The following is a 25,914-nucleotide window of genomic DNA, read 5'->3' as shown; positions in this document are numbered from 1 at the left end:
GGGAGTGCGTCGAGGTGCAGGACGGATGCGGCAATGATGCACGATGCGACAACCTCCGGGCTGCACGAGGCACTCAACGGTGCGCCCGTCGAGGGCTGGGGGTCCCATAGAACGACGGACGCACCTGCGTGCAGATCGAACGGCTGAAGGGCTCCCGCTTGGCGAGTATCCGCGAGGCAAGAGCCCCCCGCGTAGAGCGACGCCGGTAGATCCCCCAGAATCCTACGTCTGCGCTCTAGTCCGAACGTTACGCCTGATCGCAAGGAAGCACCAGCCCGTCATACCGTCCGAAAGACTGCCAGGCTCCGCGGGCTACTGCCCGCCGCTCTCCGACAGCATCTCGGCGGACGCGTTTCGTCTCGCTTCGCTCGCTCAACGACCGGGTTCGATCCGGGGAGCCCCGAAACGACAAAACCCCCGGAGAACCGGGGGTTTAGATCTGTAGCAGGAGCGGGGCTTGAACCCGCGACCTCACGATTATGAGTCGTGCGCTCTGACCAGCTGAGCTACCCTGCCGCACTGCATCCGCATGGCAGATGCGAACACTGTGAGCCCCGAGTCAGGATTGAACTGACGACCCCTTCCTTACCATGGAAGTGCTCTGCCACTGAGCTATCGGGGCGTGCTGCCCCTCGCGGAGCAACCAGACGAGCTTATCATCCGACAGGCTCGCTCGCGAAATCGAGGCGTCAGTCGAGCGAGGCGCGACCGGCGTTCGCCCGCAGCCACGGAAGCGGGTCGATCGTCTTGCCGTTGACGATGATCTCGAAGTGCAGGTGGGCGCCGAAGGAGTGCCCGGTGTTGCCGGTGTTGCCGACGATGTCGCCGACCTTCACCGTGTCGCCGGCCTTGACCTTCAGCGAGCCGTACTGCATGTGCGAGTAGTGGCTCGTGATGACCTGACCGTCGATCACGTGATCGATGTAGACCGTCACGCCGTAGCCGCCCCCCTGCTCCGTCGCGATGCGCACGGTGCCGTCGGCGATCGCCTGGATCGGCGCGCCTTCACCCGGAGTGAAGTCGATGCCCTCGTGCATGCGACCCCAGCGCGGGCCGTACCCCGAGCTCATGCTCACGCCGACGAGGAACGGCCACTGGATGGCCGCGTCGGGGTCGTTCGTGAACACGGAATCGGAGAACTTGATGCCCTGCTCGGACGCGAGGTCGACGAGCGAGACGGTCGAGAAGTCCTCGGCGCGCGCCAGCGTGGTGTTCTGCACATCATCGGAGGTGACGAACGCCTGGATCTGACCGTCGGTCTTCTCGGAGGAGGCGGATGCTGCGACGAGCGACATCGACGTGGTGCCATCGGATCCGGCGGCCGCGACAGCCTCGGCGGGCATGGTCATCGAGACGGCGAGGAGGCCTGCGAGCCCCATCACGCCGACGGTCGCGCTGAAAGCGGCGATCTTGCGGAGCTGAGGACGGCGGCGAGCGACGTGCTCGGTGGCGGGGGCCTCGGAAGCTTCTTCCGCGGATGCGGCTGGTTCTTCGGCGCGAGCGTCGCCCGCCTTCTCGTCGGCCACCGACCGGAACGTGAGCGACGCCTGCACGAACGGATCGGCAGGAGTCTCAGCAGCAGGAGTCTCGGCGCGAGCAGCAGGGGCATCGTCGGAGACGGGCTCAGCGACGACAACAGGCTCGGCGACAGCAGCCGACGCGGGGGCCGCAGCCCCTCCGGCGACCTCGTCGACGACGATGCGCTGGCGAGCAGCCCGGCGCGAGAGGGGAACGGCGGCCGCGGCGACAGCGGCGACTTCGGCGGCAACCGTCACAGCGGGGGCCTCGAAGGCCGCAGTGTGGTGCCGGCTGGAACGGCGCGTCGGCGCAGCGGCAGCCTGTGGGTTGTCGAAGGGCAAAGCGTTTCTCTCGGGTCAGTCTTCAAGCTGGGGGCGCTTGACACCCTCATCGTTTCGGGGCGATGAAAGTAACGATCGGATAAACCCTACCGTGACCTGGCTGAGAAAGCCATGAATTCCTCATGCTTCCTCGGTGAGCAGAGCGGTCAAGCGGTCATGCACCTCAGGTCCGCCGGCGATGAGCATGGGGCGGGCGGATGCCGCGTCGAGACGGCTCACCGCTCCCCCGGCCTCGGCGACGAGCAGCGCACCGGCGGCGAAGTCCCAGGGCTTGAGCCCGCGCTCGAAGTACCCGTCCAGACGGCCTGCGGCCACGTAGGCGAGGTCCAGCGCGGCCGAGCCTGCTCGGCGCAGATCGCGTGCGATCGCCATCACCCGCCGGACCGTTGCGAGGTCTCCGTCGTGGGTGGCCGGGTCGTATCCGAACCCGGTTGCGAGCAGGGCCCCGGCCGGGGTCTCGGTCGTGACGGCGAGCCGCTGCGCTCCTCTGTGGGCACCACCGCCGCGACTGGCGGTGAACAGCTCTCCGTGCGCGGGTGCGTAGACGGCGCCCGCGAGGGCCTGCCAGCGCCCCGGCACGGCTTCGCCCTGCACGGCGGCGATGCTCACCGCGTAGGCGGGGATGCCGTAGGCGTAGTTGACCGTGCCGTCGATCGGATCGACGACCCACGTAACACCGGTCTCGCCGGGATCGGCATCCGATTCCTCGCCGAGGAATCCGTCGCCGGGCCGCGCCTCTTGCAGCCGGCCTCGGATGAGTGCTTCGACCTCACGGTCGGCCTCTGTGACGATGTCGGCCAGGCTCGACTTCGTCGCGGCAAGCTGCACGCCCTCGTCACGGCGCCGCAGCGCCAGCTCTCCGGCCTCGCGAGCGATGTCCGCCGCGAGCTCGGCCAGCTCCTTCTCGACGATCACTGGGGAGGAAGCGGCGGAGCGGGCGGGTACGCACCAGGCGCAGGAGGAGCCACGGGCGGGATGCCGTGCCCGCCCGGCTGCTCGGGCGCGGGCGCCTCCGCGGGCTGCGGATCCGCCGCGGGGGCTGCATCGGCAGTGGCCGCGGGCTGCGGGGCCGCTACCGGCTCCTGCGGAGCGGCCGGAGCCGCGTACTGCGCAGTCAAAGGCTGCGGGGCGAACGCGGCGGTCTGAGGGGCGGCGGGCTCCTGAGGAGCCGCCGGAACGGGCAGCTCCGGCAGCGGCTGCGCCTGATACTGCGGCGCCGCGCTCTGGCCGGGGTACGCGGGAGCCTGCTGGTACCCGCCGCCCACGGGAGCCGCGATCTGCGGCACGGAGGGGAAGCCCGTGTAGTACGCGTTCCAGTCGGGGTTGCCGTCGGGCAGCGCCGGCAGCGGAGTCCTGCCGTCGGCGTAGGTCGGCCACGCAGCGGGGGCGGCCGCGACCTGGTGCTCAGGCGTCGGCTGCTTCTTCGGCGCGAACAGCGCGTTCAGCAGCGGGATCAAGGTGGTGCCGACGGCCGTGAGGATGGTCAGCGCGACGAGAATGCGGCCGAACAGATCGCCGAACACGAAGTTGTGGGTGAAGGTCAGATAGAACAGCAGCATGCCGACGAGTCCGACGAGGAACACGATCGTGGCGATGTAGATGATGCGCGTGAAGACGGTCACGTAGCGACGAGCGGCGGGCGTGAACAGCCGCACGTGCAGCAGTGCCAGCTGCAGGATGCCGATCACGAGCAGCAGCTGGAAGAACCGCTCTCCCCCGCTGAAGAACTGCCCGTCCTCTGGCAGCCAGATCTTGAAGGCGCCGACGATGAGGGCGATGATCCACGACACCATGCTCGCCAGCGCGAGCCAGTCCGGACGATTGGGGGCGAGCCCTGCCTCGAGGATCGCGATTCCGGCGAAGCCCGCCAGCAGCAGGATCGTGAGGAACGCCCGCCCGATGAGCCCGTCCTGATCACCGATGAGCACCCACACCACGCACACGAGCGCTGCGGCGATCAGCGCGCCGATCGCGATCCAGATGGAGCCCCGGATCAGGAGGGACGTGTTCTTCGGCTCAGGTGTCACTGTTCCGGGTTGAGACATGGCGGTCCTCTCGACGAGTGAGCTGTGCCTTCATCCTTGCATGCCGGGCGACCCGATCACGGGTGATCCAGGTTCCTGTGGAAAGCTCAGCCGGCCTTCTTGGCGGATGCCGCGGCGAACGCCGCGACACGGGCCTGAGCATCGGGAGTCTCCAGAGCCGCCCCGATCGATCGCGCCTCTTCGCTGAGCTGCTCGACGAACGTGCGCTCCGGGCGCGAGCGCACGAGTCGCTTCGCCTGCCCGTACGCGTCTGCGGCGCCCGCGAGCCAGAAGCGCGCGACCTCTTCGGCCCTCGCGCGAACGAGCTCGGCCTCTGCCGCAGCATCCGCTCCTTCGACCGCCTCTGCGACCAGCCCCCACTCGACCGCCTCTGCGGCCGAGAGCAGCCGGTCCTGCAGCACGAGCTGCAGCGCGCGCCGCTGCCCGACTGCCTGAGCGAGCTGCGCCGACACCGACAGGTCGGGCGTGAGCCCGATGTTCGCGTACAGGCTGCCCAGCTTCGACCGCGATCCGACGACCGCGTAGTCGCTGCTCAGGAGGATCCCGAGCCCTCCGCCGGCCGTCGTGCCGTGCGCTGCCACGACGACGGGGATCGCCGACTCGGTGAGCGAGCGGATGCCGGAGTTGATGACCTCGGCGAGCGCGGTGATCTCTGCCCCCGACCCCATGACCGTCGCCATCTCGACGACATCGCCGCCCGCGCAGAATGCCGGCCCGGCCGCATCGAGCAGGATCGCCTTGACGTCGCCGCGGCCGGTGGCCTCGGCCGTCGCGTCGCGCCAGGCGTGCGCGAGATCGGCGTTGAAGGCGTTCAGCCGGGCCGGACGGTTCAGCGTGAGCCGGGCCATCCCCTCATCGACCGAGAACAGGATGGCATCGTTCATGGCTTCTCCTTCGAGCACAGGACGTATCGCTCCAGCGTAACCGCGCTCAGGCCTGCTCCCAGACCCGGGCGACGAAGGCCTCCATACGGCGCCTGGTGCCGTCGAGGCGGAAGTCGACCTGTCCGGCGGCGCGGACCTCGTTCGGGGCGAGCGGATGCGCGAGGCGCACGTTGTCGTGGCAGGAGAGGTCGGCGCAGATGTATGTGCCGACCGAATCTCCGCGCTCTCCGGCAGCTCCCGCTCGACGGGCCGCGAAGAGCGCCACCTGGTTGCCGGGCTGCATCGTGTGACAGATGTTGCACATCCCGTTGCGGGCTCGTCCGGGTTCGGAGACCCGCAGCACCACGCCCTTGACCTCGCCGTCATGCTGGATCAGCACATAACCGCGCTTTCCTGCGCTCGGTTCGCGCCAGGCGAAGAAGTCGAGGTAGTCCCAGTCGACCAGCATGAAGTCGTGCGGCATCTGCATGATCCGCAGGTCGTCGGCATCCGCATTGACGAACGAGGAGCGGACCTCGGCCTCTGTGAGCGCGCGCATCGCTCCAGTCTAGGCAGGCCCGCGTGGGAGCCTGTCAGCGGCCGAGCCGCGCGAGCTCCGCCTGCCGAAGCACGCGAAGCAGATCGCGCGGAAGGCGCGTGCCGTCGAGCGACGACGGCCGCAGCACGGCGGCGATGCCGGCGACCGTCGCATGGACGATGCGGCCCTCGCGCCTGATCAGGTTCATGCCCGCGAGCGCGTCGAGCCGGCGGCGGAACCGGGTTCTGCTGAGGAGGCGGTGCGTGCGGAGCAGGTCGAGGATCTCGTCCTCTGTCAGAGACTCCTCCTGCTTGAGCTCCTGCTCGACGATGCGCGTGAGCGTCGAGCGCAGATGCTCGTCGAGCGTGGCTCCGCGGAGGTCGCCGCGGACGATCTCCTCATCGATGCTGAGGTCGAGCAGCGCGCGCCGCTGCAGGCGGGTGCCAGCCGCGGGCGTGAAGGGTGCGGGTTCATGGAACAGGCGCGTCTCGACGATGCTCATATCCATGAGATGCACGAGGGGTGCGTTTCATTACGCGAGTCGATGAGCGGATGCTGCGCCGGCGCCGCGCGGGACCTCTGGTGCGGCACGCCTAGCCCACGCCGTCCGGGCGGGCAAGCCCCTTCGCGGTGCCGTCCCCCCTCGCCTATCGTGACTGTTCCCACAGCGTGGAAACGATCTGCCCGGAGGTCTCGACATGCACGCGGAGGAAGCCCCGCCGACCCAAGCCCTGCTCAACGGCCGGTACCAGCTCCTGGACTGCCTCGGCAGAGGCGGCATGGCCGTCGTCTACCGCGCCGAGGACCAGATCCTGGAGCGCACCGTGGCGATCAAGCTGATCCGTCATGATCCCGACGTTCCGTTCGCCGCCGACCGCGTGCACACCGAGAAGGCGCTGCTCGCCGCAGTGAACCACCCGTCCCTGGTGACGCTGTTCGATGCGCATCTCGACCCGGGGTCTGCCCAGTACCTCGTCATGGAGCTCGTCGACGGACCCAGCCTCGCGATGCGGATGACGCACGGTCCGCTCGCGCCCGACGAGGTCGCCCAGATCGGAGAAGACCTGGCGAACGCGCTGGAGGCGGTTCACGGCGCGGGCATCATCCATCGAGATGTGAAGCCCTCGAATGTGCTGCTGGCGCCGCCGGCCACGGCATCCGGTCGCTGGACCGCGAAACTGGCGGACTTCGGGATCGCCTGCACGCCCGAGACCTCGAAGGTGCGCACGGGAGTGGTACTCGGGACTGCGGCCTATATGGCACCCGAGCAGCTGCGCGACCTGCCCCTGACGCCCGCGGCCGACATCTACTCCCTCGGCCTGGTGCTGCTCGAGGCGCTCACGGGCCGGCATGGCTACCCGATCGGCAAGAGCCTCGAATCCGCCAGGGTGCGGCTGACCAAGCCGCCCGAGATCCCCGACTCCGTGAACGAGGAATGGAGACGGCTCATCCTCTGGATGACGCTGGTCGACCCCGAGGGGCGCCCGTCCGCCGAGGAGGTCGCCAGTGTCGTCGGAGGTCTCCGGGGCGCGACGCCCGCCGCGGCATCCGACCTTCCTGATTCGACGACCGAGCGCCTTCCCGAGACTCGCGTGCTGTCGGTGGAACCCGCCGGTGGCGCCAATGGCGTCGCCGACTCCCGCGCAACGCTGTCCAGCCCCCGCCGCGTGTTCGCCGCTCTGATCGCCGGTGCCGCCGCCATCGGCCTGCTCGCCGCAATCGGCGTGTGGACCTCGTCGGCCGCCGACACGGTGACCGCACGATCGGCGACCGTGCTGACCTTCTCCCGCTCCGCGCCGGTCGCGACGACGTCGACGGCTCCCGTGGCGGTGGTCGACGGCGGCGGGCCGGGCCCGTCGTCCGCGAACGACGACAAGCACGCCGAGCAGACGGCGCAGGTCGCCGACACGAAGGCAGAGCACGCAGCCGAGCAGGCGGACAAGAAGGTAGAGCACGGCCAGCGGGGGAACTCCGGCAAGGGCAAGTGACGCGGGGATCGGCCTGCCGCTTCCCGGCCGATCTGCTCAGGAAAAGGTGAAGGGCCCCGCATCGCGGAGCCCTTCAGCAGTTGGTGGCGAGTGAGGGATTCGAACCCCCGAAGTCGAAGACGGCTGATTTACAGTCAGATCCCTTTGGCCGCTTGGGTAACTCGCCATTGTGCGCCCGCCCGACTTCGGCAGCCGACCAGGGGCACGAGTATCAATCATACCTGCCTGCGGCGGTCGCAGGAAATCGAGGCGTCAGCTGCCGTACACGCCGCGCTCGGCATCCGCCAGGGACTCCGGTGTACGCAGCAGACCGCCCTCGGCGCGGCACGTCGCAGCCGCCACATCCATGGCGCGCTGCAGCAGCGCCTGCATGTCGGTCTCCCCCGCCACGAGGCCTGCGGCGACGGCCGCGAGCGTCGCATCGCCCGCACCGACCGTGTCGACGATCGGCCCCGGCAGAGCCGAGATCGGAGCGCTCACGACACCGGCATCCCCTTCGAGCGCGGCGCCGTCTGCGCCGGCGGTGGCGAGCACGGCATCCGCTCCCAGTCCGCGCAACCGCGCGCGCAGCGCGTCGAGGTCTCCGTCGTAGAGCAGATCCACGTCGTCGGCGCCCACCTTCACGATCGCGGCATCCGCTGCCACGCTCTCGAAGCCGCGGACGAACTCGTCCCGGTCGCGCAGCATGCCTGACCGAGGGTTCGGGTCGAGCGCGACGCGAGCGTCAGCCACCGCGTCCGTCAGGGCGTCGACCTCGGCGGGCACGTCGAACGGGAAGCAGCTGACGGCCACGAGGCCGGCATCGGCGATCGCCTGCCTCGCCTCGTCGGAGAAGCGGATGCTGCGCCGCTGCGCCGCCTCGTTGAACTCGTACTGCGGCTCGCCGCTGCGCGACCACGTGACGATCGCCCGTGACGACCCGTGCGGCGCGGCGCTCGAGATCAGCCGTACCCCGTGGTCGACCAGGTACTGCCGGATGTGCGCGCCCGCGTCGTCGTCTCCCACCATGGCGATCAGCGACGTCGGCACGCCCAGTCGGCGCAGGCCCACGGCCACGTTGAGGGCCGCTCCTCCGACGAGTTCCCTGACGCCTGCCGCGTCTCTGATCTCATCGATCAGCGCATCGCCGATGACGACCACGCTCTCGATCGCTGCGGAATCAGTGCTCATCCCGCCGACAGTACTCCACGAGTGCGACGACACGCGATCTCGCCCCTATCCCCGGAGGAATCCATGACGATACGGTGTGCCCATGAACGCTCGACTCGCCGCCGCCTGCGCCGCCACTCTGCTGCTCACCGCTGTGCTGACCGGTTGCGGGCCCGCGGATGCCGGCGGATCGAGCGGCGCACCGAAGCCGACGTCGTCCGACGAGGCGACCGCCTCACCCGAGGCATCCGACTCCCCCACCGCGTCCCCCTCGCCCACGCCCCCTTCCAAGGCCGTGGCGCTGCCCACGGATTGCCGGGCGATCCTCTCGGCGGACGTGCTCTCGCAACTCGGCGAGACGCCCCTCAACGACGCGGCCTTCGGTCCGTCGGGCGTCGGATCGGACGGGTCGCTCACCTGCATCTGGGCCGACCCCCGTGCCGACACGACTCGGCTCGTGACCGTCATCTCGAGGATGAACCGCGGCCCTGCTCTGGACATGCTCAACGCCCTCGTCGCGAACGAGGGTTTCTCCTGCTTCACGCCCGAGGGCGGCACCCGGTGCGAGAAGACCTGGCCGAACGAGCAGTACCCCGTCACCGACGGGCGCACACTGTTCTGGCGCGACGACGTGCTGATCGACACGCGGTACTCGAACCTCGCCCCCAGCGGGTACACCTCGGCGATCGTGAAGAGCATCTTCGGCTGAGCGCGGGGCGCGGCATCCGCCGATCCCCCGAACGCACCGCACACGAAGAAGGCCCCGGGAGAACCCCGGGGCCTTCTTACTCACTCAGCACCTCAGTTGTGTCGCGACTTCGTCGCTCGACAACCTCAATCGGCTCGGCCGGACGAGCAAGCTCGCCGGCTCTCGCCTCAATCAGTTGTAGGTGCCCGGCGTGATGTCGTCGGTCGAGAACGCGTCGAAGTCGACGTAACCGAAGTCACCCTCGGCGTACGCGCCGTCGGATGCGAAGATCCGGTTCGGGTAGCGCTCGCTCTTGGCCTCTTCCGTGGCCTCGACCGTGACGTCGCGGTACTTCGAGAGTCCCGTTCCGGCGGGGATGAGCTTACCGATGATGACGTTCTCCTTGAGACCGACCAGCGGGTCGCGCTTGCCCTCCATGGCGGCCTGCGTGAGGACGCGGGTCGTCTCCTGGAACGATGCAGCCGACAGCCACGACTCCGTCGCGAGCGACGCCTTCGTGATACCCATCAGCTCCGGACGGCCCGACGCGGGGCGCTTGCCCTCGGCCACGGCCTCGCGGTTGATCGCCTGGTAGCGCTTGAGGTCGACCATCTCACCCGGCAGCAGGGTTGTGTCGGCGTGATCGACGACGGTGACCTTGCGGAGCATCTGACGGACGATGACCTCGATGTGCTTGTCGTGGATCGGCACACCCTGCGAGCGGTAGACGCCCTGGACGCCGTTGACGAGGTAACGCTGCACCTCGCGGGCGCCCATGACACGCATGACCTCCTTGGGGTCGAGCGTGCCCACCAGGATCGGCTGACCGACCGTGACGTGCTGGCCGTCCTCGACGAGGAGGGTCGCACGACGCAGGACCGGGTAGACCACCGGCTCGTCGCCGTTGTCGGGCGTGAGGATGACCTTCTTGGCCTTGTCGGTCTCGTCGATCGTGATGCGGCCGTCGGCCTCTGCGATCGGCGACGCACCCTTGGGGGTACGAGCCTCGAAGAGCTCCTGGACGCGGGGCAGACCCTGGGTGATGTCATCCGCCGATGCCGAACCACCGGTGTGGAACGTACGCATCGTCAGCTGGGTACCGGGCTCACCGATCGACTGGGCCGCGATGATGCCGACGGCCTCGCCGATGTCGACGGTCTTGCCCGTCGCGAGCGAACGGCCGTAGCACTGCGCGCAGACGCCGACCGCCGAGTCGCAGGTCAGGACCGAGCGCACCTTGATGGTCTCGACACCCGCCTCGACCAGCTTGTCGATGAGCACGTCGCCCACGTCGTCGCCTGCAGAGGCGAGGACCTCGCCCTTGCTGTCGACCACGTCGGAGGCCAGGGTACGAGCGAACACCGAGTTCTCGACGTTCGCGTCGCGCACCAGCTCGCCCTGCGCGTCGGCTGCGGCGATCGGGAGCTCGAGGCCCTTCGACGTGCCGCAGTCCTCTTCGCGGATGATGACGTCCTGCGAGACGTCCACCAGACGACGGGTCAGGTAACCCGAGTCGGCGGTACGCAGAGCGGTGTCGGCCAGACCCTTACGGGTACCGTGCGTCGCGATGAAGTACTCCGCCACCGACAGGCCCTCGCGGTACGAGGAGATGATCGGACGCGGGATGATCTCACCCTTGGGGTTGTTCACCAGGCCTCGCATACCCGCGATGTTGCGGATCTGCAGCCAGTTACCACGGGCGCCGGAGGACACCATGCGGTTGATGGTGTTGTCCTGCGGGAAGTGCGCCTTCATCGCGGCCTGCACCTCGTCGGTCGCCTCGGTCCAGATCTTGATGAGCTCCTGACGACGCTCGGCGTCGGTCGTGAGGCCCTTCTCGTACTGCGACTGGACCTTCGCGGCCTGCTTCTCGTAGCCGGCGACGATCTCGGCCTTGTTCGGCGGGGTGAGGATGTCGCTGAGCGCGACGGTCACACCCGAGCGCGTGGCCCAGTAGAAGCCGGCGTCCTTGATGCGGTCGAGAGCTGCGGCCGTCTCGGTCTTCGGGTACTCCTCGGCCAGCTTGTTGACGATCTGCGACAGCTTGCCCTTGTCGGCGACCTCGCGCACGAACGGGTAGCCCTTCGGCAGCGTGTCGTTGAAGATCGCCTGACCCAGCGACGCGTCGACCAGGCCGTGCTTCTCGTAGCCCTCGGGCGCTTCGCCCTCGAGGAAGGTCAGACCCGGGATGCGGATGCGGACCTTCGCCTGCAGGTCGAGGGTGCCCTCGTCCTTCGCCAGGATCGCCTCGCCGACGGAGCCGAACGCACGGCCCTCACCGGTCGCGCCCTCCTTGACCGTGGTCAGGTGGTGCAGACCGATGATCATGTCCTGCGAGGGCAGGGTCACCGGGCGGCCGTCAGACGGCTTCAGGATGTTGTTCGACGCGAGCATCAGCACGCGGGCCTCGGCCTGAGCCTCGACCGACAGCGGCAGGTGGACAGCCATCTGGTCGCCGTCGAAGTCGGCGTTGAACGCCGCGCAGACGAGCGGGTGCAGCTGGATGGCCTTGCCCTCGACGAGCTGCGGCTCGAACGCCTGGATGCCGAGACGGTGCAGGGTGGGTGCACGGTTCAGCAGCACCGGACGCTCGCGGATGATCTCCTCGAGCACGTCCCAGACCTCGGGACGGGTGCGCTCGACGGCGCGCTTGGCGGCCTTGATGTTCTGCGAGTGGCCGAGGTCGATCAGGCGCTTGATCACGAACGGCTTGAAGAGCTCCAGAGCCATCTGCTTGGGCAGACCGCACTGGTGCAGCTTCAGCTGCGGGCCGACGATGATGACCGAACGGCCCGAGTAGTCGACGCGCTTGCCGAGCAGGTTCTGGCGGAAACGACCCTGCTTGCCCTTCAGCATGTCGCTGAGGGACTTCAGGGCGCGGTTGCCGGTACCGGTGACGGGGCGACCGCGGCGGCCGTTGTCGAACAGCGCGTCGACGGCCTCCTGCAGCATCCGCTTCTCGTTGTTGACGATGATCTCGGGGGCGCCGAGGTCGATCAGACGACGAAGACGGTTGTTGCGGTTGATCACACGACGGTAGAGGTCGTTGAGGTCGGACGTCGCGAAGCGACCACCGTCGAGCTGCACCATCGGGCGCAGCTCCGGCGGGATCACCGGAACGACGTCGAGCACCATGGCGGCCGGGCTCATACCGGTCTCCAGGAACGAGTTGACGACCTTCAGGCGCTTGATCGCACGGATCTTGCGCTGACCCTTGCCCTCGGAGATCTGCAGGTGCAGGCTGTCGGCCTCGGCCGCGAGGTCGAAGGCCGCCAGGCGACGCTGGATGGCCTCGGCGCCCATGTGGGCCTCGAAGTACTGGCCGAAGCGGTCCTGCAGCTCGTGGAACACGTCGTCCTCGGGGCGAAGAGCGCCGACCTCGAGCGTGCGGAAGTCCTCCCACACGCGTTCGAGCTTGGCGATCGCCTCGTCGGCACCCTTGCGGATGAGCGACATCTCCTTCTCGGCGGCGTCCTTGACCTTCTTCTTCTGGTCGGCCTTGGCGCCCTCGGCCTCGAGAGCCGCGAGCTCCTCCTCCAGCTTGGCCAGGCGCTCCGCGATCTTGGCGTCGCGGCGGTCGCCGAGCGTCTTCAGCTCGAGACGGATGTTGTTCTCCTGCGTGCCCAGGTCGCGGTGACGAGCATCCTCGTCGACCGAGATCACCATGTACGCGGCGAAGTAGATGACCTTCTCGAGGTCCTTCGGCGCCATGTCGAGCAGGTAGCCGAGGCGCGAGGGCACGCCCTTGAAGTACCAGATGTGGGTGACGGGAGCGGCGAGCTCGATGTGACCCATGCGCTCACGGCGGACGGAGCTCTTGGTGACCTCCACGCCGCAGCGCTCGCAGACGATGCCCTTGAAGCGGACGCGCTTGTACTTGCCGCAGGCGCACTCCCAGTCGCGGGACGGGCCGAAGATCTGCTCACCGAAGAGCCCATCCTTCTCGGGCTTCAGGGTGCGGTAGTTGATGGTTTCGGGCTTCTTGACCTCGCCGTAGGACCACGCGCGGATGTGGTCTGCGGTCGCCAGGCCGATGCGAAGCTCATCGAAGGTTGTTGCGTCGAGCACTAGTTCTCCTGTGTCGGAATTCTTTGTGAGAAGTCTGGGTGGTGGGCCGCCGCCTCAGGCGGCGGCCCAGACCTTAGATCTCGTCGATCGAGGCGGCCTCGAAGCGGCTGGAGATGTTGATGCCGAGCTCCTCCGCTGCGCGGAAGGCCTCGTCATCGGTGTCGCGCAGGTTGACAGCCGTGCCGTCGGCCGAGAGGACCTCGACGTTCAGGCAGAGGGACTGCATCTCCTTCATGAGCACCTTGAAGGACTCGGGGATGCCGGGCTCCTGGATGTTCTCGCCCTTGACGATCGCCTCGTAGACCTTGACGCGGCCGAGGATGTCGTCGGACTTGATCGTGAGGAGCTCCTGGAGCGCGTACGCGGCGCCGTAGGCCTCGAGGGCCCACACCTCCATCTCACCGAAGCGCTGACCACCGAACTGCGCCTTACCACCGAGCGGCTGCTGGGTGATCATCGAGTACGGACCGGTCGAACGCGCGTGGATCTTGTCGTCGACCAGGTGGTGCAGCTTCAGGATGTACATGTAGCCCACCGAGATCGGCGCCGGGAACGGCTCACCCGAACGGCCGTCGAACAGCTGCGTCTTGCCGCTCGAGTCGATCAGGCGCACGCCGTCGCGGGTCGGGAGCGTCGAGTCGAGGAGACCGGAGATCTCCTCCTCGCTCGCACCGTCGAACACCGGGGTGGCGACCTTGGTGTTGGGAGCAGCCTCGAACGCGTCCTTCGGGAGCTTCACAGCCCACTCCGGGTTGCCCTCGACCTTCCAGCCCTGCTTCGCGATCCACCCGAGGTGGGTCTCGAGGACCTGGCCGAAGTTCATTCGACCCGGGATTCCGAGCGGGTTCAGGACGATGTCGACCGGGGTTCCGTCCGCGAGGAACGGCATGTCCTCGATCGGGAGGATCTTCGCGATGACGCCCTTGTTGCCGTGACGGCCGGCGAGCTTGTCGCCCTCGGTGATCTTGCGCTTCTGGGCGATGTAGACCACGACGCGGCGGTTCACGCCGGAGCCGAGCTCGTCGTCGCCGTCCTCGGCGTTGAACTCCTTGACGGCGATGATCGTGCCCTGCTCGCCGTGGGGCACCTTCAGAGAGGTGTCACGGACCTCGCGGCTCTTCTCGTTGAAGATCGCGCGGAGCAGGCGCTCCTCGGCCGACAGCTCGGTCTCGCCCTTCGGCGTGACCTTGCCGACGAGGATGTCGCCGGGGCGGACCTCGGCGCCGATGCGGATGATGCCGCGCTCGTCGAGATCCTTCAGCAGCTCGGGGCTGACGTTGGGGAGGTCACGGGTGATCTCCTCCTTGCCCAGCTTCGTGTCACGGGCGTCGACCTCGTACTCCTCGATGTGGATCGAGGAGAGGGTGTCGTCCTTCACCAGGTCCTGGCTCAGGATGATCGCGTCCTCGAAGTTGTAGCCCTCCCACGTCATGAACGCGACGAGGAGGTTCTTTCCGAGGGCCAGCTCGCCGTTCTCGGTCGCGGGGCCATCGGCGATGACCTCTCCGACCTCGACGCGCTCGCCGGCCGAGACGACGACCTTCTGGTTGTACGACGTGCCCTGGTTCGAGCGGTCGAACTTGCGCAGGTGGTACTCCTGCGTGCCGCCCTCGTCGAGCATGACGATGACGCGGTCTGCGGAGACCTCGGTGACGACACCGGCCTTCTCGGCGGTGATCACGTCACCGGCGTCGATGGCGGTGTAGCCCTCCATACCGGTTCCGACGAGCGGCGAATCGCTGCGCAGCAGCGGCACGGCCTGACGCTGCATGTTGGCGCCCATGAGCGCGCGCTGCGCGTCGTCGTGCTCGAGGAAGGGCACGAGCGAGGTCGCGACCGACACCATCTGGCGCGGCGAGACGTCGATGTAGCCGATCTCCTCCGGGAGGAACAGGTCGACCTCACCCGATCCGCCCTTCGGGCGTGCCAGGACGTGGCTCTCGCGGAAGCGGCCGTTCTTGTCGAGCGGGGCGTTCGCCTGCGCGATGTTGAAGTCGACCTCTTCGGATGCCGTGAGGTAGTCGATGTGCTCGGTGACGACGCCGTTCTCGACCTTGCGGTACGGGGTCTCGATGAAGCCGAACGAGTTGATGCGCGCGAAGGTCGCGAGAGCACCGATCAGACCGATGTTCGGGCCTTCAGGCGTCTCGATCGGGCACATGCGGCCGTAGTGCGAGGGGTGGACGTCACGGACCTCGACGCCGGCGCGGTCACGGCTCAGACCACCAGGGCCGAGAGCCGAGAGGCGGCGCTTGTTGGTCAGACCCGCGAGCGGGTTGTTCTGGTCCATGAACTGCGACAGCTGCGAGGTTCCGAAGAACTCCTTGATCGCGGCGACGACGGGACGCACGTTGATCAGGGTCTGCGGCGTGATCGCCTCGATGTCCTGCGTGGTCATGCGCTCGCGGACGACGCGCTCCATGCGCGACAGACCGGTGCGGACCTGGTTCTGGATCAGCTCGCCCACCGCGCGGATGCGACGGTTGCCGAAGTTGTCGATGTCGTCGGTGGCGATGCGGATCTCGGCCTGCTTGCCGGAGCGGATGCCCTCGAACGTCTCGACGCCCGCGTGGATGCGCACCAGGTACTTGATCGTGGCCACGATGTCCTCGACGGTCAGCACCGAGTCGGTGAGAGGCGCGTCGAGTCCGAGCTTGTGGTTGATCTTGTAGCGGCCGACCTTGGCGAGGTCGTAGCGCTTCGGGTTGAAGTAGAAGTTGTCCAGCAGCGCGCGGGCGGCCTCTGCGGCGACCTGCTCGCCCGGACGGAGCTTGCGGTAGATGTCGCGGAGCGCATCTTCCTTCGTGACGATGGTGTCCTTCGCCAGGGTCTCCTCGATCGAGGGGAAGCCGGCGAACTCGGCCAGGATCTCTTCGCTGGTCAGGCCGAGGGCCTTGAGGAAGACCGTGACCGACTGCTTGCGCTTGCGGTCGATGCGCACGCCGACCTGGTCGCGCTTGTCGATCTCGAACTCGAGCCATGCGCCACGGCTCGGGATGACGCGAGCGGAGACGATGTCCTTGTCGGAGGTCTTGTCTGGGGTCTTGTCGAAGTAGACACCCGGCGAGCGCACGAGCTGCGAGACGACGACGCGCTCGGAGCCGTTGATGATGAACGTTCCCTTGTCGGTCTGCAGCGGGAAGTCGCCCATGAAGACCGTCTGAGTCTTGATCTCACCCGTGAGGTGGTTCATGAACTCGGCCTCGACGTACAGCGGGGCCGCGTAGGTCTTGCCGCGCTCCTTGCACTCCTCGATCGAGTACTTCTCAGGCTCGAGGTACGGGTTCGTGAACGAGAGCTGCATCGTCTCGCCGAGGTCCTCGATCGGGGAGATCTCCTCGAAGATCTCGCCGAGACCGGAGATCTCGTTGACGTCGGTGCGGCCCTGTTCCTTGGCCTCGGCGACGCGTGCCTTCCACGCGTCGTTTCCGACGAGCCAGCCGAAGGACTCGGTCTGCAGAGCCAGCAGGTCAGGGACCGTCAGCGTGTCGGAGATCTTGGCGAACGAAAGACGGGATGCTCCGCGTCCGTTCTTGGTGGTGGTGGATGTGGATGCGTTGGGAGCAGCAGCCAAGGGAATAACCTCCGTGAGCCCCGCAGGGCTTCTCGATTCCTTTGTCGTCAGGTGGAGTTGCGCTCAGAGCTCAACGGATGCCGACCACCATATGAGGGCACGGAGAAAGGAGCGCAACTACCAACTATAGACACGAATCGGCGACATGGCAAGTCAAATCCTTGACCAATTCCGGATGCTGCGGTAAAAGCATCCGCCTCCGCCATCATCTCAGCGCGACGTCACTCCTCGACGCCGCCCCGGCACGCCATCCCGGGACTCGGGACCATGCCCTTCATGTCGGCGCGGACGTACATGCCGTAGGACTGGACGTGCCCGCCCGTGACCGCGTCGTCGTCGAACCCGGGCGGGTTGCCCTCGACCGAATCGGGCAGATCCTGCCCCGAGAACGCGCATGCGGAGTTCGCGTGCCCCGCCCCGGGGACGTCGCCGCCGTTGCCGGTGGTCTCACCGGCGAATGCCGCGCCTCCGCCGCCGAGCACGAGCCCCAGCGCGAGCGCGCAGCCGATCACTGATCTCTTCATCTTCGTTCCTTACCCAGTGGGAACGAGTCGCCTCCCCGATCGGCTCGGCGCGGCATCATCGCCGCGCACTCGCGAAACTAGTCCCGTCGGCGGCCGGGTACAAGGGGATCCGGAGCGCCTGCCTCCCGGGTGGGAGCGGGACTCAGACTCCCGGTGCGCGCCGCTGCTGGGCCGCGGCGTCATGCGTCAGCTGCAGGGGGATGCTGACGGGCGCACCGCTGTGCTGCACGACCCGCACGAACAGGATGTCGACGAGCACGAGCTGGGCGATCCGGCTCGTCATCGCCGCCATCCGGAACGGCGACTCCTGCGCATGCGTGAGAAGCACCACGTCGGCCGCCAGCGCCAGCTCGGAATCTGCGACGCTCGTCACCGCGACTGCGAGCGCCCCTGCGTCGCGCGCCACCTGCACCGCACGCAGCACATCAGCCGTCGCGCCGGCGTGCGAGAACGCGATCACGACGTCGGCCGACGTGCGCAGCGATGCGGTCGTGAGCGCGAGGTGCGGATCGGGAGAGTGCGACACCGAGAATCCGATGCGCGCGAGCTTCTGCTGCAGGTCCTGCGCCGTGAGCGACGACGCCGCGTGGCCGAACAGATCGATGTGCCTGGCCGCCACGAGAGCGCGCGCGACGCGGTCGAGCGCATCGGGATCCACGCCCCGCGCCGTCTTCTCGATCGCGTCGATCTCCTGCGCCGCGAGCTTCGCGGCGATCGCCGCCGGCTCGTCATCCGAATCGATCGCCGTCGTGTCCAGACCGAAGCGCGCCTGCTGCGCCTGAGCGAGCGTGATCGTGCGCGCCGCGGCGACCCGCAGCTCGCGATAGCCGCTGAAGCCCAGCGTCTGCGCGAAGCGCGCGACGGTGGAGACCGAGGTGCGGCACAGCTTCGCGAGATCGTTGATCGCGAGGTCGACGACGAGCGTCGGATCGGCGAGGATCGTGTCGGCGACCCGCGCCTCGGCGGCGCTCAGTCGCGAAAGGGATCTGCGAACCAGGGCGAGAACGTCAGCGTCCACGGTGGCCTCCGCGCTCAGCCTACGCGGCCGAGCAGCCTCTCCCGCGCCACCAGCGCTCCGACGCGACTGGCCGCGCCGACCTCGATCGCCGGCAGTGGGAGCGGCGACCGCGCGGCCAGCCCGACGTTGACCACGACGGCCGCGGGGTCGCGCTGAGCCGCTCTCTCCACGAGCGCGCGCTGGGCGGGATCGGTATCCGGACGATCGATGAGGATCACGGTCGTGCCCTCGTCGGCGACCGCGGCGTGGAGGACAGCATCCTGCTCCGAGACGGTGGTGGCGGCGACGTCGAGACGCACCCGGGGATCGTCCCCCGCCAGAGCTGCCGCGACATAGGCCGCCGCGCTGTCGACGGCCAGCGAAGAGCGCCGGCGCGCGTCGACGACGGACAGAGCGGATGCCGGTGCCGTCGCCGTCCCCGCGACCGCTCTGCGCACGACGTCGAGGGCGTCGAACGCTTCCCCTTCGGAGTCGCGCACCCCGGCGGCATCAGCCGTTCGCACCTGTGCCGCCATCGCCGCGACCCTCGAGACCGCATCCTGCACGCGCTCGCGCGACAGCGATCCGTCACGCAGGGCACCGACGATTCCGTCGCGCGCCGCGAGGAAGTCGCGTCGGTCCTGGTCGTCGAGCGCGTTCTCGCCAGGGTTCGTCGGGTTGCCGATGCACAGCAGGTCGGCGCCCGCGGCGAGCGCGAGAGCCGCTCCCCCGCCGATGCCCACTGTCTCGCGGATCGCCGCCATGTCGAGGGCGTCCGTGATGATGACGCCTTCGAAGCCCATCTCGCGAAGTCTGCCGAGAACACGCGGATTCAACGTGGCCGGCTGATCGCCCCACGCGGGGACCACGATGTGCGCGGTCATGATGGCCTCGACGCCCGCGTCGATCGCGGCCCGGAACGGCTCGAGATGCACGCGCTCCAGCTCCTCGACGGCAAGCGCGATCTCTGGCAGCGCATGGTGTGAATCGAGATGCGTGTCGCCATGGCCGGGAAAGTGCTTGACGCATGCGGCCGCCCCGCCGCGCTGGATTCCGCGGATCTCGGCCACGACGTGGCGCGACACCAGCCGCTCGTCGTCTCCGAAGGCGCGTACGCCGATCACCGGGTTGCGCGGGTCGGTGTTCACGTCGGCGACCGGGCCGAGGACCACGTTCGCGCCGATGTCGCGCACGCGGCGGGCGAGCTCTGCGCCCGTGGCCTCTGTCGCGGCGAGATCGTCGAGCCGACCGAGCTGGGCTGCGCCGGGCAGAGTCGACCCCTCGGCCGTCTCGAGGCGGGTGACGCTGCCGCCCTCCTCATCGATTCCGATCAGGGCCGACGGGTTCGCCTCGAGGATCTGAGCGCTGAGCGCGCCGAGATCGCCCCCCACGTTCTGGCCGAAGTACACGACGCCGGCGAGACCGTCGCGCAGCTCCTCGAGCAGCCAGCCGGGAGCGGTCGTTCCCAGGAAGCCCGGCCAGAGCACACCGTTGGCGAGCCGAGTGAGCTCGTCGCTCATCCCTTCACCGCTCCTGCCACCATCCCGGCCGAGAGCCGACGCTGAACGATCACGAAGAAGATCATGACCGGGATCGTGATGATCGTCGATGCCGCCATGATGCTGCCCCAGTCGTTCGAGTGCAGGCCGAAGAACGACTTCAAGCCGATCGATACCGTGTACTGGTCGGTGGCACTGCCGAGGATCGTCATCGCGAAGATGAACTCGTTCCACGCGGTGATGAAGCTGAAGATGCTGGTCGCGACGAGGCCGGGCATGACGAGCGGCAGCAGGATCGATCGGAACATCCGCCACCAGCTCGCGCCGTCGATGTACGCGGCCTCCTCGAGCTCGACCGGCACCGCGGCGACGAAGCCGCGCAGCATCCAGATGCCGAACGCGAGCGACAGCGCCACATAGACGACCATGAGACCCAGGATGCTGTTCAGCAGCCCCAGGCTCTTCACCTGCAGGAACAGCGGGATGACGAGCGCCTCGAGCGGCACCATCTGCACGACCAGGATCAGCATCAGGATCGTGGTGCGGAATCTGAAGCGGAAGCGCGCGACCGCGACCGCCGCGAGGAGGCAGACGACGGCGCTCACGAGCACCGTGACGAGCGCGACGATCGCGGAGTTGCGCAGGAACGTGCCGAAGCCGCCGTCGGTGAGGACGAACGCGAAGTTGTCGAAGGTGAACTCCTGCGGCAGCAGCGACTGCCCGCCGCTGGAGGCCTTCTTGTCGAGCGCGCTGGAGACCATCCAGTACACCGGGAAGAGGGTGAAGATCAGGACGGCGGCGACGGCGATGCCGGTGCCCGCCCTCGACATGATCGAGCGACGCGGGTTCACAGCTCGTCCTCCTTCATGAGCGAGCGGATGTACACGATCGTGATGCCGATCAGCACGAGGGTGAGCAGCACCGCGAGCGCGGCGCCGAACCCGTACTTGTTCTGTCCGAAGGACTCGACGTAGGACCAGACCCCCAGGTTCAGCACAGAGCGGTTGCCGCCGTTGCCGCCCGGCATCAGATACACCTGTGCGAAGACCTTGAAGTCCCAGATGGTCGACAGGATGATGACGACCGAGAAGACGGGCCGGAGCGTCGGGAAGATGATCTGCCAGAAGCGGCGCCAGGCTCCTGCGCCGTCAAGGGCAGCTGCCTCGAGCATCTCCTTCGAGACGCCGAGGAGACCGGCGAGCACGGTGATCGCGACGAACGGGAACCCGTGGTGCACGACGTTGAGGAGCACGATCGCGTAGAACGACCACTGATTCGTGAACCAGTTGTAGCTCTCGTCCATCAGCCCCAGGTTCTGCAGCACCTGGTTGAAGACGCCACGGTCGGCGTCGAAGATGAACGTCCAGACGTAGGTGCCCGTCACCGCGGGCATCGCCCAGGCGACCATGATGCAGCTGGAGACGATGGTGCGCCACACCGTTCCGAGTCTGGCGAGCAGCAGAGCGACGAGAGTGCCGACGGCGACCGTGGCGAACACGGCCACGGCGGCGAAGCCCACGGTGTTGGGCAGCACGACGGTCCACAGCTGCGGGTCGCTCAGCGCCTTCGCGTAGTTCTCGAGGCCTATCCAGTTCTGCTCGCCGGTGTTGATCTCGCGCAGACCGTAGTCCTGCAGCGAGAACAGGAACACCTGCACGAGCGGCCACAGCATCAGGGTCGCCAGGATGAACAGGCCGGGGGCGAGGAGAAGCCACGGGCGGGCTTTCGCGAGGGAGAGCCCCCGCGGCCTGCCGGCCACGGAGGCGGAGGAGGACTCCGTCTTCGCGGCCGGCAGCGGTGCGTGCACCATCGTCATGAAGGGGGCTTCCTACTGGTTGAGCAGCTCGGTCATCTCAGCGGCAGCATCCTTCGTCGCCGTGGCGACGTCCTTCTGTCCGCTGAGGATCGCCTGGATCATCGAGTTCGTCGTCTTCTTCGCCTGCACCGCACCGAAGTTCGGGGTCACCGGAACGGATGCTCCGCCCTCCACCATCTGCTGCGCGAACGGAGCGACCAGCGGGTCGGTCGAGGCGAGCGCCTCCTCCATGGCCGACTGCACGCCGGGGAAGTACCCGGTCTCGTCGGCCCACTGCTCGGCGAAGTCGCCCGTGGTCATCATCTTGACGAACTCCCACGCGAGGTCGGCGTTCTTGGTCGTGTTGAAGATCGACAGGTGCGAGCCGCCCAGAACGGAGGGCGCGATGCCGCCGTCCTTGCCAGGGATCACTGCGGCGCCGATCTTGCCCTCGAGGTCGGGGTTCGCCTCGACCAGCGCCTTGGGCGTCCAGGAGCCGGAGAGCATCATGGCGACGTTGCCCTGGGTGAAGGCGTCACGGAGGTCCGTCTCCTTCCAGGTGGTCGCACCGGCGGACGAGAAGCCGTGCTCGGTGGCGAGACCCGTGTAGAACTCGATGCCCTCCTGCGACTGCTTGCTGTCGAGCTCGCTGGTCCATTCCTTGCCGTCGAGCGTGGCGACCTCGCCGCCTGCTCCCCAGACCCACGGATACACCTGGAACTCGGCGTCGCCCGCCACAGGGAACGGCAGCATGTCGGGCTTCGCGGCCTTGATCGCCTCACCCGCCGCGACGATGTCGTCCCACGTCTTCGGCGCCTCGAGCCCGAGCTCCTCGAACACATCGGTGCGGTAGACGAGCGAGCGGACGCCGGCGTACCACGGCATGCCGTAGAGCTCGTCGTCGTAGGTTCCTGCGACTTCGAGACCCTCGACCAGGTCGTCGCGCAGCCCCTTCTCGGCGTCGACGTACTCGTCGATCGGCAGCAGAGCGCCCGCGTCGGCGAACTCGGCGGTCCAGGTCGTGCCGGTCTCGGCGACGTCGGGGGTGGTCTGGCCGGCGATCGAGGTCACGAAGCGGTCGTGCGCGTCAGCCCACTGCACCTCTTCGATCTTGACGGTCGCGCCGGTCTCGGCCTTGAACTCCTTCGCCACGGCGTCGTAGAACGCGGTCGAGTCGGGGTTCGTGCCCTTCATGATCCAGACGGTGAGCTCCTGGCCCTTCCCGTCGACGGATCCGCCGTCGCCGCCGTCGGTGCCACCGGTGGAGCAGGCGGCGAGGCTCAGCGTGGCGACGGCGCCCAGCGCCACGGCCGAGAGAATGCGCTTGTGCATCAGGGATCTCCTCTTTGAAACGTCCTGGCGGCATCGGGTGCTCACCAACAGAGATAAGTATCCACGACTAACTAATTACCTGCAAGCAATTCTCACGATCGTCATCCCGCCGTGATAAAAGTTTCCAAGAGTAGGCTCACGGCATGCGCCGCCCCATCGACAAGGCCGACCGTTCGACTCTGGCGCGCCACGCGCACCTGCTCTCCCCCTCCCCCGGCTCCGTCGCACTCAAGCTGCTCGGGATCGCGTTCTGTGTGCTTCTCGTCTCGGGTGCGGCCGTCGCCGCCTACGTCGCGATCGATCTCACGAACCGGGTCGGCGACGGAGCCGTCGCCCTGGAAGGCGACGATGACGTCGCACCTCCTGCTCTGGGCGCCTACCCCGATGACCGCGCCTTCAACATCCTCGTGGTCGGCACCGACGAATGCGGCGAGATCACCACGTCGTACCTGGGTGCTCGATGCAGCGAGGCCGACGACGGCATCCGCAACGACGTGAACCTGCTCGTGCACGTGTCGGCCGCGCCCCGCAACGTCACCGTCGTCTCGTTCCCCCGCGACCTCATGGTCGAGGTGCCCCAATGCACTCGCGTCGACGGCTCGAAGGCCCCGTCGATGAGCAAGGCGTCATTCAACTCGCTGTTCGATCACGCCGGCATCTCGTGCATCGCGCAGACCATCACCGAGATGAGCGGCCTGCCCGTCGAGTTCGCGGCGAAGATCAGCTTCGACGGCGTGATCGAGATCACCAACGCGATCGGCGGCGTCGAGGTCTGCGTCGCCGGCGAGGGCATCCACGACTCGCAGGCGGGAATCGATCTCCCGCCAGGCACCCACACGATCTCCGGCAAGGACGCCCTCGCCTTCATCCGCACTCGCCACGGCGTGGGCGACGAGAGCGACCTCGCGCGCATCTCCAATCAGCAGCAGTACATGTCGCGGCTCGCCAAGAAGATCCTGAGCGCCGAGACGCTGACCGATCCGTCCACAGTGTTGAAGCTCGCGAACACCGTCGTCGACAACATCGTCCCGAGCGAGAAGCTCAGCAACCCGCTCACGCTGGCGCAGCTTGCTCTCGCCCTGAAAGACGTCCCCTTCTCGGACTTCGTGTTCGTGCAGTTCCCGAACGCGCCCGACCCTGACAACCCCAAGAGCAAGGTGGTGCCCGTCGACGACGCCGCCGAGGCGCTCTGGGCGGCCCTCGCGGCAGGCGAGCCCATCGCCCTCTCCGGTGACGTCACGAGCCATTCGGGCGTGGTGCTGTCGACGCCGTCGCCGAGCGCGCCCCCGGCCGAGACTCCGACCGACGCCGCCACGCCTCCCGCCACAGAGACGCCCGATGTCCGCGCGACGCTGCCGCCGGAGATCTCCGGCCAGAGCGTGGATCAGGACACCTGCTCGAAGGGGAACCAGGCGAAGTGATCGCCTGGACCGAGGCGGGAGCGGTCTGCGCGTAGTCTCGGAGCATGGGCAGGACGCGCGCACGAGATACCGAGCACCCGCAGGCCCGGCTCGACCATGGCGGCCTCGCCCGCATCGTGCCGAGCGAGTTCACGAGCGGCTTCGAGCTGATCGTCGACGGCACCCCGCAGTCGCACGTCGACCTCGACGATCCGACCCACCTGCACTTCGAGTACGTCGTTCGTATGGGCGCGGTGATCGACCAGCTTCCGCCCGGTCCGCTGACGGCCGTGCACCTGGGCGCCGGCGCCATGACGCTGCCCCGTTATATCGAGGCGACCAGACCCGGATCCCGCCAGCAGGTCATCGAGCTCGAGGCACCGCTGGCCGCACTCGTGCGCGAGCACCTCCCGCTGCCACGCGGCGCATCCATCCGCGTGCGGATCGGCGATGCCCGCACCGGCGTGCAGAAGCTGCCACCGGCTCTCGCGGGCAGCTGCGATCTGGTCATCTCCGATGTGTACTCGGGGGCCCAGACGCCGGCGCACCTGACGAGCGTCGAGTTCTACCGCGAGCTGCGCGCGCTGCTGAAGCCCGCCGGAGTGCTCCTGGTCAACGTCGCCGACGGCCCCGGTCTCGCGTTCGCCCGCAGGCAGGCGGCGACGATCGCCGAGGTGCTGCCCGAGATCGGCATCCTCGCCGACACCCAGGTGCTCAAAGGTCGCCGCTTCGGCAACCTCGTGATCGCGGCATCCGCCTCTCCCCTGCCCACCGACTGGCTTCCGCGCATGCTCGCCGCGGGGCCGCATCCGGCCAAGATCGCGCAGGGAGCCGAGGTCGTCTCGTTCGTCCAGGGCGCGCGGATCGTGACCGATGCGGATGCCACGGCATCCCCCCGTCCCGACGATTCGCTCTTCCTGCGCTGAGCGCATCCCCGGCGGACGAGCGACACGCCGGGCAAGGTCGGGCGTCCCCGGCGTGTTCGTCGGCACCGTGGAAAGGGGAATGCAGACTGGAGGGAGGGATGCTGCGAGAGGAGAGCCGAGAGCATGAGTTTCATCCGGGGCTACGACCAGGAGACCCTCCGCGAATTGGTCGATCTCGATGAATGCGCCGCGAGGCTGGCCGAGATCGAGAGCCAGCGCAGCCTCCCCGCCCTGCTGGAACGAGTGTGGCTCCTGAAGGTGCTGGATCGCCTCGACGAGGCGCTCGTCCTCGCCGACGAGACCGTGCGCCAGGCCCGCATGGCGGGTACCCGCAAGGACGTCCTCCGCGCCCGTGTGCTGCACGCGACGATCCTGCAGTACCGCGGCGCCCACGCCGCCGCAGACCAGGAGCTCACGACCTGTGCGGCCGAGGCCGAGGGCCAGGGCTGGGCCTCGATTGCGGCGTTCGCGCACCAGCACCACGGCAAGAACGCCTACGAGGCGGGTGACTTCGACACCGCCCGCGACAGCTTCAAGCGCTCGCTGTTCCTGCGCCGAGAGGCCGGAGCCGAAGACCACGAGCTCGAGGTCGCCCTGCTCGCGATCGAGGCCGCGGAGCGCCGCCGGCCGTCGCAGCTCGTCGCAGGCTGAGCCGCTCGCCGGACGCGG

The 25,914-nt window shown here is 68.1% G+C and carries 20 protein-coding genes and 3 tRNA genes; 5 read left to right on the top strand and 18 right to left on the bottom strand.

Annotated elements, in window-relative coordinates; all coding sequences use genetic code 11:
• Positions 1-442: 442 nt before the first annotated feature.
• The 8 genes from RS84_RS11495 to RS84_RS11460 form a co-directional block, all read right to left on the bottom strand.
• A tRNA-Met gene (locus tag RS84_RS11495) sits at positions 443-516 on the bottom strand.
• 34 nt (positions 517-550) lie between these two features.
• Positions 551-622 (bottom strand) — tRNA-Thr (locus tag RS84_RS11490).
• A gap of 67 nt (positions 623-689) precedes the next feature.
• Entirely contained in the window at positions 690-1,775 is a 1,086-nt protein-coding gene (locus RS84_RS11485) for a M23 family metallopeptidase (RefSeq protein ID WP_235281476.1), read from the bottom strand.
• Between the two features lie 204 nt (positions 1,776-1,979).
• Positions 1,980-2,774, bottom strand: a complete 795-nt coding sequence (locus RS84_RS11480) for an inositol monophosphatase family protein (RefSeq protein WP_082062151.1) — start codon at positions 2,772-2,774, stop codon at positions 1,980-1,982.
• Positions 2,771-3,904: a hypothetical protein gene (locus RS84_RS19345; RefSeq protein WP_045257905.1), complete on the bottom strand. Its 1,134-nt coding sequence runs from the start codon at positions 3,902-3,904 to the stop codon at positions 2,771-2,773. The genes RS84_RS11480 and RS84_RS19345 overlap by 4 nt, the downstream gene beginning before the upstream one ends.
• An 86-nt stretch (positions 3,905-3,990) precedes the next feature.
• Complete coding sequence (locus tag RS84_RS11470) at positions 3,991-4,788, bottom strand: enoyl-CoA hydratase/isomerase family protein (protein ID WP_045257904.1); 798 nt, start codon at positions 4,786-4,788, stop codon at positions 3,991-3,993.
• A 46-nt stretch (positions 4,789-4,834) separates the two neighbouring features.
• On the bottom strand, positions 4,835-5,326 hold the full coding sequence (locus RS84_RS11465) for an FBP domain-containing protein (RefSeq protein WP_045257903.1): 492 nt from the start codon (positions 5,324-5,326) through the stop codon (positions 4,835-4,837).
• 34 nt (positions 5,327-5,360) lie between these two features.
• Positions 5,361-5,807 carry a hypothetical protein gene (locus tag RS84_RS11460; RefSeq protein ID WP_045257902.1) on the bottom strand — a complete coding sequence of 149 codons (447 nt, stop codon included), beginning with the start codon at positions 5,805-5,807 and terminating at the stop codon, positions 5,361-5,363.
• 196 nt (positions 5,808-6,003) lie between these two features.
• Here RS84_RS11460 and RS84_RS18685 point away from each other — a divergent pair, with 196 nt between their 5' ends.
• The gene (locus tag RS84_RS18685; RefSeq protein ID WP_052676337.1) at positions 6,004-7,293 is read left to right on the top strand and encodes a serine/threonine-protein kinase; all 1,290 of its coding nucleotides are present in this window, start codon (positions 6,004-6,006) and stop codon (positions 7,291-7,293) included.
• An 81-nt stretch (positions 7,294-7,374) separates the two neighbouring features.
• Here the strand turns inward: RS84_RS18685 and RS84_RS11450 are convergent.
• Both RS84_RS11450 and RS84_RS11445 read right to left on the bottom strand, forming a co-directional pair.
• Positions 7,375-7,459 (bottom strand) — tRNA-Tyr (locus RS84_RS11450).
• A gap of 86 nt (positions 7,460-7,545) precedes the next feature.
• On the bottom strand, positions 7,546-8,463 hold the full coding sequence (locus tag RS84_RS11445) for a PfkB family carbohydrate kinase (RefSeq protein WP_045257901.1): 918 nt from the start codon (positions 8,461-8,463) through the stop codon (positions 7,546-7,548).
• An 82-nt stretch (positions 8,464-8,545) separates the two neighbouring features.
• Here RS84_RS11445 and RS84_RS11440 point away from each other — a divergent pair, with 82 nt between their 5' ends.
• On the top strand, positions 8,546-9,151 hold the full coding sequence (locus tag RS84_RS11440; protein ID WP_045257900.1) for a hypothetical protein: 606 nt from the start codon (positions 8,546-8,548) through the stop codon (positions 9,149-9,151).
• A gap of 171 nt (positions 9,152-9,322) precedes the next feature.
• Here RS84_RS11440 and rpoC read toward each other — a convergent pair whose 3' ends face one another.
• The 8 genes from rpoC to RS84_RS11400 all read right to left on the bottom strand — a co-directional run bounded on the left by rpoC (position 9,323) and on the right by RS84_RS11400 (position 22,919).
• Entirely contained in the window at positions 9,323-13,198 is a 3,876-nt protein-coding gene (gene rpoC / locus RS84_RS11435; RefSeq protein WP_045257899.1) for a DNA-directed RNA polymerase subunit beta', read from the bottom strand.
• Between the two features lie 73 nt (positions 13,199-13,271).
• Complete coding sequence (locus RS84_RS11430; protein ID WP_045257898.1) at positions 13,272-16,772, bottom strand: DNA-directed RNA polymerase subunit beta; 3,501 nt, start codon at positions 16,770-16,772, stop codon at positions 13,272-13,274.
• Positions 16,773-16,993: 221 nt separating this feature from the next.
• Positions 16,994-17,296, bottom strand: coding sequence for a hypothetical protein (locus RS84_RS11425; RefSeq protein WP_045257897.1), 303 nt, complete (start codon positions 17,294-17,296; stop codon positions 16,994-16,996).
• A gap of 142 nt (positions 17,297-17,438) precedes the next feature.
• On the bottom strand, positions 17,439-18,314 hold the full coding sequence (locus RS84_RS11420) for a MurR/RpiR family transcriptional regulator (protein WP_052676336.1): 876 nt from the start codon (positions 18,312-18,314) through the stop codon (positions 17,439-17,441).
• Positions 18,315-18,328: 14 nt separating this feature from the next.
• Positions 18,329-19,813 (bottom strand): glycoside hydrolase family 3 N-terminal domain-containing protein, encoded by a 1,485-nt coding sequence (locus RS84_RS11415; RefSeq protein ID WP_045257895.1) that lies wholly within the window; start codon positions 19,811-19,813, stop codon positions 18,329-18,331.
• A complete protein-coding gene (locus RS84_RS11410; RefSeq protein ID WP_045257894.1) occupies positions 19,810-20,643 on the bottom strand; it encodes a carbohydrate ABC transporter permease in 834 nt (277 codons plus the stop codon). Before RS84_RS11410 ends, RS84_RS11415 begins: the two co-directional genes overlap by 4 nt.
• A complete protein-coding gene (locus tag RS84_RS11405; RefSeq protein WP_045257893.1) occupies positions 20,640-21,608 on the bottom strand; it encodes a carbohydrate ABC transporter permease in 969 nt (322 codons plus the stop codon). The genes RS84_RS11410 and RS84_RS11405 overlap by 4 nt, the downstream gene beginning before the upstream one ends.
• Before the next feature lie 12 nt (positions 21,609-21,620).
• On the bottom strand, positions 21,621-22,919 hold the full coding sequence (locus RS84_RS11400) for a sugar ABC transporter substrate-binding protein (RefSeq protein WP_045257892.1): 1,299 nt from the start codon (positions 22,917-22,919) through the stop codon (positions 21,621-21,623).
• A gap of 143 nt (positions 22,920-23,062) precedes the next feature.
• On the opposite strand from RS84_RS11400, the gene RS84_RS11395 reads away from it, so the two are divergent.
• The 3 genes from RS84_RS11395 to RS84_RS11385 all read left to right on the top strand — a co-directional run bounded on the left by RS84_RS11395 (position 23,063) and on the right by RS84_RS11385 (position 25,896).
• Complete coding sequence (locus RS84_RS11395; RefSeq protein ID WP_045257891.1) at positions 23,063-24,340, top strand: LCP family protein; 1,278 nt, start codon at positions 23,063-23,065, stop codon at positions 24,338-24,340.
• Between the two features lie 44 nt (positions 24,341-24,384).
• On the top strand, positions 24,385-25,245 hold the full coding sequence (locus RS84_RS11390; protein ID WP_045257890.1) for a spermidine synthase: 861 nt from the start codon (positions 24,385-24,387) through the stop codon (positions 25,243-25,245).
• A gap of 123 nt (positions 25,246-25,368) precedes the next feature.
• Positions 25,369-25,896, top strand: coding sequence for a hypothetical protein (locus RS84_RS11385; RefSeq protein ID WP_045257889.1), 528 nt, complete (start codon positions 25,369-25,371; stop codon positions 25,894-25,896).
• Positions 25,897-25,914 lie beyond the last annotated feature (18 nt).

The organism is Microbacterium hydrocarbonoxydans (assembly GCF_000956475.1).
Taxonomy (GTDB): Bacteria; Actinomycetota; Actinomycetes; order Actinomycetales; family Microbacteriaceae; genus Microbacterium; species Microbacterium hydrocarbonoxydans_A.
This window is presented reverse-complemented; position numbering and strand designations above follow the sequence as displayed.

Coding starts and splice junctions, on each gene's coding strand:
- RS84_RS19345 (WP_045257905.1), bottom strand. CDS start 3,904: ATGTCTCAACCCGGAACAGTGACACCTGAGCCGAAGAACACGTCCCTC.
- RS84_RS11470 (WP_045257904.1), bottom strand. CDS start 4,788: ATGAACGATGCCATCCTGTTCTCGGTCGATGAGGGGATGGCCCGGCTC.
- RS84_RS11465 (WP_045257903.1), bottom strand. CDS start 5,326: ATGCGCGCGCTCACAGAGGCCGAGGTCCGCTCCTCGTTCGTCAATGCG.
- RS84_RS11460 (WP_045257902.1), bottom strand. CDS start 5,807: ATGAGCATCGTCGAGACGCGCCTGTTCCATGAACCCGCACCCTTCACG.
- RS84_RS18685 (WP_052676337.1), top strand. CDS start 6,004: ATGCACGCGGAGGAAGCCCCGCCGACCCAAGCCCTGCTCAACGGCCGG.
- RS84_RS11445 (WP_045257901.1), bottom strand. CDS start 8,463: ATGAGCACTGATTCCGCAGCGATCGAGAGCGTGGTCGTCATCGGCGAT.
- RS84_RS11440 (WP_045257900.1), top strand. CDS start 8,546: ATGAACGCTCGACTCGCCGCCGCCTGCGCCGCCACTCTGCTGCTCACC.
- RS84_RS11425 (WP_045257897.1), bottom strand. CDS start 17,296: ATGAAGAGATCAGTGATCGGCTGCGCGCTCGCGCTGGGGCTCGTGCTC.
- RS84_RS11415 (WP_045257895.1), bottom strand. CDS start 19,813: ATGAGCGACGAGCTCACTCGGCTCGCCAACGGTGTGCTCTGGCCGGGC.
- RS84_RS11405 (WP_045257893.1), bottom strand. CDS start 21,608: ATGACGATGGTGCACGCACCGCTGCCGGCCGCGAAGACGGAGTCCTCC.
- RS84_RS11400 (WP_045257892.1), bottom strand. CDS start 22,919: ATGCACAAGCGCATTCTCTCGGCCGTGGCGCTGGGCGCCGTCGCCACG.
- RS84_RS11395 (WP_045257891.1), top strand. CDS start 23,063: ATGCGCCGCCCCATCGACAAGGCCGACCGTTCGACTCTGGCGCGCCAC.
- RS84_RS11390 (WP_045257890.1), top strand. CDS start 24,385: ATGGGCAGGACGCGCGCACGAGATACCGAGCACCCGCAGGCCCGGCTC.
- RS84_RS11385 (WP_045257889.1), top strand. CDS start 25,369: ATGAGTTTCATCCGGGGCTACGACCAGGAGACCCTCCGCGAATTGGTC.